At 63.3% G+C, this 11,588-nt stretch carries 8 protein-coding genes; 5 read left to right on the top strand and 3 right to left on the bottom strand.

Going from position 1 to position 11,588, the window contains the following annotated elements; translation table 11 throughout:
• Positions 1-18 precede the first annotated feature (18 nt).
• Positions 19-1,581, bottom strand: coding sequence for a glycogen synthase GlgA (glgA, locus tag IFT76_RS18035; RefSeq protein WP_192059637.1), 1,563 nt, complete (start codon positions 1,579-1,581; stop codon positions 19-21).
• A gap of 457 nt (positions 1,582-2,038) precedes the next feature.
• On the opposite strand from glgA, the gene gnd reads away from it, so the two are divergent.
• The 5 genes from gnd to nudC are packed head-to-tail and all read left to right on the top strand — an operon-like array spanning position 2,039 to position 8,262.
• The gene (gene gnd, locus IFT76_RS18030; RefSeq protein WP_425311959.1) at positions 2,039-3,199 is read left to right on the top strand and encodes a phosphogluconate dehydrogenase (NAD(+)-dependent, decarboxylating); all 1,161 of its coding nucleotides are present in this window, start codon (positions 2,039-2,041) and stop codon (positions 3,197-3,199) included.
• Positions 3,196-4,704 (top strand): glucose-6-phosphate dehydrogenase, encoded by a 1,509-nt coding sequence (zwf, locus tag IFT76_RS18025; RefSeq protein ID WP_192059635.1) that lies wholly within the window; start codon positions 3,196-3,198, stop codon positions 4,702-4,704. Before gnd ends, zwf begins: the two co-directional genes overlap by 4 nt.
• On the top strand, positions 4,701-5,528 hold the full coding sequence (locus tag IFT76_RS18020) for a Cof-type HAD-IIB family hydrolase (RefSeq protein WP_192059633.1): 828 nt from the start codon (positions 4,701-4,703) through the stop codon (positions 5,526-5,528). The genes zwf and IFT76_RS18020 overlap by 4 nt, the downstream gene beginning before the upstream one ends.
• A gap of 57 nt (positions 5,529-5,585) precedes the next feature.
• Complete coding sequence (locus tag IFT76_RS18015; protein WP_192059631.1) at positions 5,586-7,400, top strand: glycoside hydrolase family 15 protein; 1,815 nt, start codon at positions 5,586-5,588, stop codon at positions 7,398-7,400.
• 31 nt (positions 7,401-7,431) lie between these two features.
• Complete coding sequence (gene nudC, locus IFT76_RS18010) at positions 7,432-8,262, top strand: NAD(+) diphosphatase (RefSeq protein WP_192059628.1); 831 nt, start codon at positions 7,432-7,434, stop codon at positions 8,260-8,262.
• On the opposite strand, the gene IFT76_RS18005 is transcribed toward nudC, so the two are convergent.
• Positions 8,230-9,021: a TSUP family transporter gene (locus IFT76_RS18005; protein WP_192059626.1), complete on the bottom strand. Its 792-nt coding sequence runs from the start codon at positions 9,019-9,021 to the stop codon at positions 8,230-8,232. The genes nudC and IFT76_RS18005 overlap by 33 nt on opposite strands.
• A gap of 303 nt (positions 9,022-9,324) precedes the next feature.
• A complete protein-coding gene (gene tkt / locus IFT76_RS18000; protein WP_192059624.1) occupies positions 9,325-11,394 on the bottom strand; it encodes a transketolase in 2,070 nt (689 codons plus the stop codon).
• Between the last annotated feature and the right edge of the window lie 194 nt (positions 11,395-11,588).

Below are 11,588 nucleotides of genomic sequence, written 5' to 3'. Positions count from 1 at the left end.
TTTATTGATTGATCGCCGTTATTTATGATTCGCAGAAGTCTTGCTGCCATGAACCAGCGCCTGATAAAGCTCGGCGTAAGGCTCCACCGCCTCGCTCCAGTTGAAAGGCTGGGTCATCGCGCGGCAGCGCATGGCGTTCAGCAGTTCGGGCTTGCCGAAGACATAAAAGGCGCGCGCCAGGGCGGCCTTGTAGCTCTCGATGGTCGACTCGCCGAACAGAAAACCGGTTACCCCGTCCTCGATGGTGTCGGCCAGGCCGCCGGTGTTGCGCGCCACGGGCAGCGAGCCGAAGCGTTGTGCATACATCTGGCTCAGGCCGCAGGGCTCGTAGCGTGACGGCATCAGCAGGAAGTCGCTGCCGGCGAACATGCGCCGGGCATCGGTTTCGTTGAAGCCGATGCGTACACCCACGCGACCCGGGAAGCGCAGGGCGAGCTCGCGCATGGCCTGCTCTTCCTCGGGCTCGCCGCGGCCGATGATGATCACCTGGCCGCCGTTTTCGACGATGAACTGTGTCACGCCTTCGGTAAGGTCCAGGCCTTTCTGGTAGACCAGGCGGGACACCACCGCGAACAGGGGACCATCAGATTCTTCGATTTCGAACAGCTTGCGCACGTGGGCCGCATTGACCGCCTTGCCTTCCCAGTCGTTCAGGCTGAACGGGCAGACCAGGTGCGGGTCGGTGGCCGACTCCCAGCTGGCGTCGATGCCGTTGGGAATGCCGCTGAGTTTGCCTTGCTGCGCCTTGCTGCTGAGGAAGCCTTCCAGGCCGCAACCGAATTCGGGTGTGGTGATCTCTTCGGCATAGGTGGCGCTCACCGTGGTGATGTGGTTCGCGTAGGCCATGCCGGCCTTGAGAAACGACAGCTTGCCGAAGAACTCCATGCCGTCCTGCTGCATCGCATGGTTGGGAACGCCCAGCTCCGGGCAGCAGCCGCGGCTGAACACACCCTGGTAGGCCAGGTTGTGGATGGTGAACAGGGTAGGCGTACGCAGACCACGCCAGTGCATGTAGGCAGGCGCCAGGCCGGCTGGCCAGTCGTGGGCGTGCACCAGGTCGGGCTTCCAATGCACCATGCCCTGGCCTGCGGCGATGTCGGCGGCTGCCAGGCCCAGGCGGGCGAAGCGGATATGGTTGTCCGGCCAGTCACGACCGTTGTTGGCGCCGTAGGGGGTGCCATCTCGCTCATATAGTTCTGGGCAGAGCAACACGTAGATGACCAGCCCGTCGGGCATGTCCATGCGGCCGATCTTGCACGGTGGCAGGGCGGCATGGCCGCTGAGTTCGCCGACCACGTGGATCGGGTTGTCGCTGTTGAGCACTTGCGGGTAGCCGGGAATCAGTACGCGAACGTCATGTACCTGACTCATGGCGCGTGGCAGCGCCGCCGACACGTCACCCAGGCCGCCGGTCTTGACCAGGTCGGCAATTTCCGATGTCACGAAAAGAACTTTTTGTTTGTGGACGCCAGACGGCGTCTGCAGTGCTTTGCTGGTAGGCGTGGGAACCTGCAAGTGGGCAGGTTCCGCCGCTTGCCTGTTGAAACGCTCTCCGTGGTTTTCGACAGCGGCACTGATCATTGTTCTCTCCCGTGCATTACGTACTTGTATGGCAGATCCTGACTCTAAAAAAAGCGCTGATCGATTAGCGCTTCCCGCTGACACACGCACAGGCGCCGCAGGCAACGGCGTTCCTGCCGCAGGCTGCAATGATTCACGGGATGGCAGGCTTGGCGGACAAGAAACATCAAATAACCTGCTCCCTATCCTGACCTGTCTGATTTGCAAAAAGTTTCGAGTTTTTTGCATCGGATTTCCAAGCGATACATCGCCTGTGGCCTGAGTGTAGGAGATCCGCCATTTTTTTGGGCCAGGCGCGCGACTGACGGCCGATAATTATTGGCACACTCGTACTACAGGCCTCTGCCAGAGGGCTTCCAGCGCACTTTGGCTGTGCGCCGAAAGCGCTTTTGCGCGGTCGTCCATGCCGGCCTCGCAAACCGTTGCGATTTGTGTCGGATCCCAGGTATGAACGTTGATGAAATCGACAAAAAAAGCCAAGTTTTGCCCAGCGTCGCAATCGACCAAAGGTATACTCGGAAACTTACCGGTATCGTCCGGGACTAACTTGGAAGCTCGATCGGGCAATACCCGTACAGGCTTTCAGGACAACACCGTTCAAGAAATATCTTCTTCAAGCAACATAGAGTGGAGCTCTCGCATGCAACTGGGAATCATTGGGCTGGGCCGCATGGGCGGCAACATCGCCAGAAGGTTGATGCGCGCGGGTCATCAAACGGTGGTCTTCGATCGTAATCAGGATTCAGTGCATGGCCTGGCCGGTGAGGGCGCCATCGGGGCCGCCGATCTAGCCGATCTGGTGAGCAAGATGGACACGCCGCGCGCGGTCTGGGTCATGCTGCCCGCCGGCGCTCCGACCGAGGCGACCATCGCCCAGCTGGGCGATCTGCTCGAGCCGGGCGACGTGATCATCGACGGGGGCAACACCTTCTACAAGGATGACATCCGTCGCGCACGCGAGCTGGCGGCACGCCAGTTGCACTACGTCGACGTCGGCACCTCTGGCGGCGTGTGGGGCCTGGACCGTGGCTATTGCATGATGATCGGCGGCGAGCCGGACATCTTCGAACGCCTCGACCCACTGTTCGACTGCCTGGCGCCGGGCATGGGCGACATCCCGCGTACCCGTGATCGCAACAGTTCGGACGATCGTGCCGAGCGTGGCTACATCCATGCAGGTCCGGCCGGTTCCGGGCACTTCGTCAAGATGATCCACAATGGCATCGAGTACGGCATGATGCAGGCCTTCGCCGAGGGCTTCGATATCCTCAAGACCAAATCCAGCAGCGAGTTGCCGGAAGATCAGCGTTTCGACCTCAACCTGGCCGATATCGCCGAAGTCTGGCGTCGCGGCAGCGTGGTGTCGTCGTGGTTGCTCGATCTGACGGCCGATGCCCTGGCCAGCGATCAGCAGCTGAGTCAATATTCCGGCGTCGTGTCGGACAGTGGTGAAGGCCGCTGGACCATCGACGCAGCGGTCGAGCAGGCCGTTCCGGTACCGGTGTTGTCCAGCGCCTTGTTCGCGCGTTTCCGCTCGCGTCAGGACGCGACCTACGGTGACAAGATCCTCTCGGCGATGCGCTTCGGCTTCGGCGGTCACGTCGAGGTTCCCAAATGAGTAGAGCGACCTCGAAAGTAGATGCCGCTCCACCGTCAACCCTGTTTCTGTTCGGCGCCCACGGCGACCTTGTCAAACGCTTGCTGATGCCGGCCTTGTACAACCTGAGCCGGGATGGACTGCTGGACAACGGCCTGCACATTGTCGGGGTCGATCACAACGAGGTGAGCGACGCGGACTTCGCCGCCAAGCTCGAAGCTTTCATCATCGAACAGGCGCGCGCCAAGGGCATCGACGAGCCGGAAAAAGTGCTGGATCCGGCGCTCTGGGCCAAGCTGCGCAAGCGCATCAGCTACATTTCCGGCGACTTCCTCGACGACGCCACCTACCAGGCGATTGCCGAGCGCATCGAAGTCAACGGTACCGGCAATGCCATGTTCTACCTGGCCACCTCGCCGCGCTTCTTCAGTGAAGTCGCGCAGCGACTGGGCAGCAGCGGGTTGCTCAAGGAGCAGCCTGACGCCTTTCGCCGGGTGGTGATCGAAAAACCCTTCGGTCACGACCTGGCGTCCGCCGAAGCGCTCAACGCCTGCCTGTTGAGCGTGATGAGCGAGAAGCAGATCTATCGCATCGATCATTACCTGGGCAAGGAGACGGTGCAGAACATTCTGGTCAGCCGTTTCTCCAACGGTATTTTCGAAGCGTTCTGGAACAACCACTACATCGACCACGTGCAGATCACTGCCGCCGAAACGGTCGGGGTTGAAACCCGTGGCAATTTCTACGACCAGACCGGCGCGTTGCGCGACATGGTCCCCAATCACCTGTTCCAGCTGTTGGCGATGATTGCCATGGAGCCCCCGGCGGCCTTCGGCGCCGACGCGGTCCGCGGCGAGAAGGCCAAGGTGATCGGCGCCATTCGCCCCTGGTCCAAGGCCGATGCCTTGAAGAATTCGGTCCGTGGCCAGTACACCGCGGGGCAGGGCGACAAGCCCGGCTATCGCGAGGAGCCCAAGGTCGACCCGCAGAGCAGCACCGAAACCTACGTGGCGCTCAAGGTCATGGTCGACAACTGGCGCTGGGTCGGTGTGCCCTTCTATCTGCGCACCGGCAAGCGCATGAGCGTGCGCGACACCGAGATCGCCATCTGCTTCAAGCCAGCGCCCTATGCGCAGTTCCGCGACACCGAAGTAGACCGGCTTAAATCCAACTACCTGAAGATCCAGATCCAGCCCGACGAGGGCATGTGGTTCGACCTGCAGGCCAAACGCCCCGGCCCGGCAATGGAGCTGGAGAACGTCAAGCTGGGCTTCGCCTACAAGGACTTCTTCCAGATGCAGCCGTCCACGGGCTACGAGACGTTGATCTACGACTGTCTCATCGGCGACCAGACCCTGTTCCAGCGCGCCGACAACATCGAAAATGGTTGGCGCGCCGTGCAGCCGTTCCTCGACGCCTGGCGCGAGGGCGGCAGCATTGCCACCTACGCGGCGGGCGAAGACGGTCCGGAGGCGGCGGACGAGTTGTTGGCACGCGATGGCCACCACTGGCATCGACTGGGATGAGTGCGGCTTCGGAACACCTCATCCAGTTCGTCCTCAGCGACATGGACGGCACCCTGCTGATGCCCGATCACAGCCTGAGCCCCGCGGTTATCGAAGCGGTGGCGCAGCTGCGCGAGGCAGGGGTGCGGTTTACCCTGGCGAGCAGCCGCCCGCCGCGGGCCATGCGCCAACAGATCCAGACCTTGGGAATCGACCTGCCGACCGCTGCATTCAACGGTGGCGTATTGGTCAATCCCGACGGCAGTGAGCTGCAGTCCCACTGGGTGGAGCGCGCGGCGGTCGATATTTGCCTGGCGTTGTTTGCCCAGCACCGGCTGGACGTCTGGGTGTTCGCCGACGACCAGTGGCTGGCACGCGACCGCGACGCTCACTATTTTCCCAAGGAGCTGCACGCTCTGGGCTACGAGCCGTTGATCGTCGACGATTTCACGCCCTATCAGGACCGCGTGCACAAGATGGTCGCCACCTCCAGCGACTTCCAACTGCTGATCGATCTGGAACGGCAGCTGCAGGGGCCGCTGAGCGGCAAGGCGATTGCGGCACGCTCGCAGCAGTATTATCTGGACATCACCGCGGTGTTGGCCAACAAAGGCGAAGCCCTGGCAACCTTGGCTGCCGGTTTGAGCATCGACCTGGCCAACACCGCCGTATTGGGTGACGGCGCCAACGATGTGGCCATGTTCAAGCGGGCCGGTTTTTCCGTGGCCATGGGCCAGGGCGAGCAGGCGGTGCGCGACCAGGCCGATGCAGTGACCGCCAGCAATGCGGCAGACGGCGTGGCGCAAGCCATTCATGAGCTGATATTGCCCCGCGCTCGACGTTGATACAGTTTTCCGGCGTGGCACCGACTTCCGGTCCGCGCCCGTGGTCATGAGGGTTCCATGCCGGCACTGATCGAAGACTATGCCCTGTTGGGCAACTGCCGTACCGCTGCTCTGGTTGACAAGTCGGGTTCGCTGGATTGGTTGTGCTTTCCTCGTTTCGATTCCCCTGCCTGTTTCTCGGCCCTGCTGGGTGACAGCGAAAACGGCCGCTGGCGTATCTGCCCCAGCGATGCCTTGACCGCTACCGAGCGCCGCTACCGCGACAGCACGATGATCCTGGAGACGGTGTTCCATACCGAAAACGGCAGCGCCATGCTCGTCGACTGGATGCCGGTGGGTGACCAGGACTGCGTAGTGCGCACTGTGGTCGGCCTGAGCGGGAAGGTCGCTTTCGACATGGAGCTGGTCATGCGCTTCGACTACGGCAGCAGCGTGCCCTGGGTCGAGCAGGCCCATCCCCGGACCCTCACTGCGGTGGCCGGCCCCGACATGCTGGTGTTGCGCAGCGCGTCCGACCTGCACGCGGTGGACCACCGCACCGGCAGCCGCTTCACGGTCGCCGCCGGCGAGCGGCTGTGCTATCGCCTGAGTTTCCAGGCCTCGCACCTGCCGCTCCAACCGGCCGTGGATGCCGACCGCTGCCTGGCCGAAACCGAGCGCTACTGGCATGAGTTCGCCGAGCGCTGCCCCGACGTGGGGGCATGGACGCCGCTGGTCAAGCGCTCGCTGTTGACCCTCAAGGCCATGACCTATGTCCCCACGGGCGGCATCGTCGCTGCGGTCACCACCTCGCTGCCTGAGCAGTTGGGCGGCGAGCGCAACTGGGATTATCGTTACTGCTGGCTGCGCGATGCCACCATGACCTTGCTGGCCTTCATGAACCTGGGCTACTACGAAGAAGCCGCTGCCTGGCGCAAGTGGTTGATGCGTTCGGTCGCTGGCAACCCCGAGCAGATGCAGATCATGTACGGCCTGGCCGGCGAGCGCCGATTGCCCGAGCAGACCCTGCCATGGCTGGCGGGCTACGAGGGTTCGGCGCCGGTGCGCATCGGCAACGGCGCCGCGACCCAGCGGCAGCTGGATGTCTACGGCGAAGTGGCCGACGCCATGAGCCAGGCCATCCGCGCCGGGCTGCCGCGACACCCGCGTGGCGCCGCGATTTTCCGCGTCATACTGCCGTACCTGGAAAGCATCTGGGAGCAGCCGGACGAGGGGATCTGGGAGATTCGCGGTGCGCCGCAGCACTTCACCCACTCCAAGGTCATGGCCTGGGTAGCTTTCGACCGTGCGGCGAACCTCGCCGAGCCCACAGAGGAGGGACGGGAGCAGGCCGCGCGTTACCGCGCCGTCGCCGACCGCATCCATGCCCAGGTCTGCAGCCGAGGCATCGATGCGCAGCTGGGGCATTTCGTTCAGGCCTATGGCTCGACCCACACCGATGCCAGCCTGCTGCAGATTGCCTTGACCGGTTTCCTGCCGCCGGACGATCCGCGGGTGGTGGCGACCGTGGCACGTATTGAGAGCACGTTGATCCGCGACGGCCTGCTGCTGCGTTACGACACCGCCCACGGGGTCGATGGCCTGAACCCTGGCGAAGGGACTTTTCTGGTGTGCTCTTTCTGGCTGGCCGATGTCTATGTGCTGCAAGGCCGCATGGCCGACGCCGAACGGCTGTTCGAGCGCCTGGCTGGTCTGTGCAACGACGTTGGCCTGCTGGCCGAGCAGTACGACCCACAGGCGGGGCGCATGCTGGGGAATTTTCCCCAGGCGTTCAGCCAGTTGGGCATCATCAATACCGCGCTCAACCTGTACCGCGCGCAGAACCCGGCCCAGGCCCGCGCTGCCGCCGCAGTGGGCGCGCGCGTGGAATGATCGCGCGGCTGCAAAACGAGGATTCGATTCGATGAGTGAACGCTGGACCACAGCGGTGCTCGATACCGCACAACCCGGTGGCTGGGCCGTGGCTCGCAGCAGCCAGGGATTTCTCTGCAACGCCCAAGGCGTACTGTTCGAGCGTGACTGGCTCAGGCAGCAACCCATCGATGTCCTGACCGAACACGGCATCGGGCATTTCGACGGCCGGCCGGTGTACCTTCTGGAGCTGCGCAGCCCGGACGCACCGGACGGCTGTCACTGGCAGGGCCTGCGGCAGTTCATGCTCGAAGGCGATTTCCAGGTCTACCGCATGCTCGGCTATGCCGCGCAGATCGGCACCTGGGCGCGTGAGCATCGGTTTTGCGGCAGTTGCGGCGGCCCGACGTTGCAGGTGCCAGGTGAACGTGCGATGCATTGCGCGCGCTGCGAGTTGCGCAGCTATCCGCGGATCTCGCCGAGCATGATCGTACTGGTCACCCGCGGCGATGAAGTCTTGCTGGCTCGCTCTCCACGGTTCGTGCCGGGTGTCTACAGCACGTTGGCCGGCTTTGCCGAGCCGGGCGAGTCTGCCGAAGACTGCCTGCGCCGTGAGGTGATGGAAGAGGTGCAGGTGAGCGTACGCAACATCCAGTACATCGGCAGCCAATGCTGGCCGTTTCCGCATTCGATGATGCTGGGTTTCCATGCCGAATACGCCGCCGGCGAGATCGTGCCGCAGCTCGACGAAATCGAAGACGCCCAGTGGTTTCGCATCGATGCATTGCCGGCCCTGCCGGCCGGGCGCTCGATTGCCCGGCACCTCATCGACCTGTACGTGGCGCGCCGCTCAGGCCTGCCCGAACCAGTGCTGCCAGGCTAGCCGCACGGTCAGGGCCAGCACGATGGTAATGAACACCGGGCGGATGAACTTGGCGCCGCCGCCGATCGCCGTGCGTGCGCCGAAGAACGCACCCACCGTCACTGCCAGGCCCATGCTCAGGCCGATCAGCCAGTCGACCTGACCGCTGATGATGAACACCGTGAGTGCGGCGATGTTGCTGACGAAGTTCATGCTGCGCGCCACGCCGCTGGCGCGGACCAGGTCCAGTGGGTACAGCAGCATCGTGCTGACGGTCCAGAAGGCCCCGGTGCCGGGGCCTGCCACGCCATCGTAGAAGCCCAGCGTCAAGCCTTGGGGCAATTGCCATTTGCGCTTGATCGGCGCGTGGCTGTCCAGCGGCGCCTTGGGTGTGCCGCCGAACAGCAGGTACAGGCCGCAAGCGAAGACGATCACCGGCAGCATCCGGTTCAGCCATTCGGCGGGCATGTAGTGCGCCGCACCCGCACCGAGAAACCCGCCGACCAGGGTGCCCAGCAGGGCATTCTTCCATTGCCGCGGATGGAACAGCTTGCGTTTGTAGAAGGTATAGCTTGCAGTCGCGGCGCCAAAGGTCGAGCTGAGCTTGTTGGTGCCCAGCACCAGGTGCGGTGGCAAGCCTGCAGTGAGCAGGGCCGGCGTGGTGAGCAGGCCACCACCGCCAGCGATGGCGTCGATGAACCCGGCCACGAATGCGACCAGCACGAGAATGAGCAGGATGCTCGGCGTGACGCTGAGATTGGACAGAAGATCGAAAGACATGGGGTCGGCTTCACGGCAGGGTGCATGCGAAAGGCGCAGGCGAATGCAGCCATTCTAGCCGGTGCGCGGCGCTGCATGCATCCGTAGGAGCGGTCTTTGGCCGCGAATGGGACGCCGCGGAGCCGCCGATGGACGGCGCCGCCCGTTTCGCGGCCAAAGACCGCTCCTACACGGAAGCCTGATACCGTAGGAGCGGTCAGCGGCCGCGAAAGCAACGCCGCGGAGTTCCAGACTCGCCGCGCCGCTCATTTCGCGGCCACGGACCGCTCCTACAGGGTGTCCGGCCGCGCCGCCGAGATAGGGCTAGCCGATCTGCTCTTTCGCCAGCTTCACCACATTGTCCACGGTGAACCCGAACTTGGCCTGCAACTTGTCGATCGGCGCCGAGGCCCCGAAGCTGTTCATCACCACCTTCGCACCGGTGGCACCCACGTAGCGATCCCAACCCAGCGGTCCGGCCTGCTCGATGGCCACGCGCGCAGTCACCGCAGCCGGCAGCACCTGTTCGCGATACTGCGCATCCTGCTCCTCGAACAACTCCCAGCACGGCAGGCTGACCACGCGGGCCGCGATACCTTGCTCGTGCAACTGCTCATAAGCCTGCACGGCAAGGCCCACTTCACTGCCAGTGGCGATCAGAATCACCTGCGGATTCTCGCTGTCGGCCAACACATAGCCGCCACGGGCGACGCCCTCGGCACTGCCGAAGCGTTCGCGATCCAAGGTCGCCATAGGCTGACGCGACAACACGATGCACGACGGCCGATCAGTCTGCGCCAAGGCAATCTTCCAAGCCTGGGTGGTTTCGTTGGCATCGCCTGGGCGCAACGTCAGCAGCCCTGGGGTGGCACGTAGCTGGGTCAGGTGCTCGATGGGCTGATGGGTAGGGCCGTCTTCACCGACACCGATGGAATCGTGGGTAAAGACGAACACCACCGGCAACTCCATGATCGCCGCCAGGCGAATCGGCGGTTTCATGTAGTCGCTGAACACCAGAAAGGTCGAGGTGTACGGACGGATGTAGCACAGCGCCAGGCCATTGGCGATCGCGCCCATGGCGTGCTCGCGGATGCCGAAGTGCAGATTGCGCCCCCCAGGCTGGGTTGCCGAAAAACTGCCTGCACCGTCGAACGTCAGGTTGGTCTTGGTCGACGGCGACAGGTCGGCCGAACCGCCCAGCAACCAGGGAATCTTCTTGGCGAACGCGTTCAGCACCTTGCCGCCCGCGGCACGCGTCGCCACACCCTTGGCGTCGGTGTCGAAGGCTTCCAGTTCGGCGTGCCAACCTTCGGGCATTTCCCCAGCGCGCATGCGCCGCAGTTCCTCGGCCAGGTCGGGTTCGCGTTCTGCCAGTGTCTGCAACTGCCGTTCCCACTGCGCATGGCGTTCACCATGGCTGTTCAGCAAAGTGTCACGCAGATGATGGGCCACGCTGTCAGGCACCGAGAAGCTGCTGTTCTCATCCCAGCCGTAGGCTTTCTTGGCCAGCTTGATTTCATCGTCACCCAGCGCTTCACCGTGGGCAGCGGCGGTGTTCTGTTTGTTCGGCGCGCCGTAGCCGATCACGCTGTCGACCATGATCAAGGTCGGCGCGTCGCGGTTCTGGGTGAACTGCTCGAAGGCTTTGGCCAACGCTTCGGTATCGTTGGCGTCGGTAACGTGCAAGGTGTTCCAGCCGTAGCCCTTGAACCGGGTCAGCACGTCTTCGCTGAACGCCAGTTCGGTGTGGCCTTCGATGCTGATCGTGTTGTTGTCGTAGATCCAGCACAGGTTGGCCAGCTTCAAATGGCCGGCCATCGACGCGGCCTCGCTGCTGACGCCTTCCATCATGTCGCCGTCGCCGCAGATCGCGTAAACGTTGTAATCGAACAGCTTCAGGTCGTCGCGGTTGAAGCGCGACGCAAGCCAGTGCTGAGCCATGGCCATGCCAACGCTGTTGGCGCAACCTTGGCCCAGCGGCCCGGTGGTAGTCTCGACACCGGTAGTGAAACGGTATTCGGGATGCCCGGGAGTCTTGGAGTCCATCTGCCGAAACTGCTTGATGTCGTCCAGGCTGACTGCAGGCTGGCCGGTCTTGGTCCCGTGCTCGTCGATTTCTTCGACGCCCGCTAAGTGCAACAGCCCGTACAGCAGCATGGAAGCATGGCCGGCGGAAAGCACGAATCGGTCGCGGTTGGGCCAGTCGGGATGCTCGGGGTGGTAGCGCAGGAAGCGGCTCCACAGGGTATAGCCCACCGGCGCCAGGGCCATGGGTGTGCCGGGATGCCCGGAATTGGCTTTCTGCACGGCATCCATGGCCAGCGTGCGCAGGGTATTGATGCACAGCTGGTCGGTGGCGGTGGAACTGGCTGGATTGGAAATCTGATTTGTCATATTGATTCGATCCCACATTGAGTTCGCGAGGAAATCGCGGTGAAGATGTCGTCAGGGTTGACCCTTGAGCGGCCGGGTAAGTTGCGTTGCAAGGCCGTGCTCTGCACTTCAACCAATTGTTACCTGCCGTGCAACTCAGCTTTATCGAAATCCGGTTTGCCCGGCGCCCGTCTCCCGGCCTAAGCTTGCCCGTT

The organism is Pseudomonas sp. CFBP 13727 (assembly GCF_014841915.1).
Lineage (GTDB): Bacteria > Pseudomonadota > Gammaproteobacteria > Pseudomonadales > Pseudomonadaceae > Aquipseudomonas > Aquipseudomonas baltica.
Note: the sequence above shows the minus strand (reverse complement) of the source record. Positions and strands in the feature narration are given on the sequence as shown.

Excerpts from the sequence above, each read along its gene's own strand:
- glgA (WP_192059637.1), bottom strand. The coding sequence starts at position 1,581 with ATGATCAGTGCCGCTGTCGAAAACCACGGAGAGCGTTTCAACAGGCAA.
- gnd (WP_425311959.1), top strand. The coding sequence starts at position 2,039 with ATGAAATCGACAAAAAAAGCCAAGTTTTGCCCAGCGTCGCAATCGACC.
- zwf (WP_192059635.1), top strand. The coding sequence starts at position 3,196 with ATGAGTAGAGCGACCTCGAAAGTAGATGCCGCTCCACCGTCAACCCTG.
- IFT76_RS18020 (WP_192059633.1), top strand. The coding sequence starts at position 4,701 with ATGAGTGCGGCTTCGGAACACCTCATCCAGTTCGTCCTCAGCGACATG.
- IFT76_RS18015 (WP_192059631.1), top strand. The coding sequence starts at position 5,586 with ATGCCGGCACTGATCGAAGACTATGCCCTGTTGGGCAACTGCCGTACC.
- nudC (WP_192059628.1), top strand. The coding sequence starts at position 7,432 with ATGAGTGAACGCTGGACCACAGCGGTGCTCGATACCGCACAACCCGGT.
- IFT76_RS18005 (WP_192059626.1), bottom strand. The coding sequence starts at position 9,021 with ATGTCTTTCGATCTTCTGTCCAATCTCAGCGTCACGCCGAGCATCCTG.
- tkt (WP_192059624.1), bottom strand. The coding sequence starts at position 11,394 with ATGACAAATCAGATTTCCAATCCAGCCAGTTCCACCGCCACCGACCAG.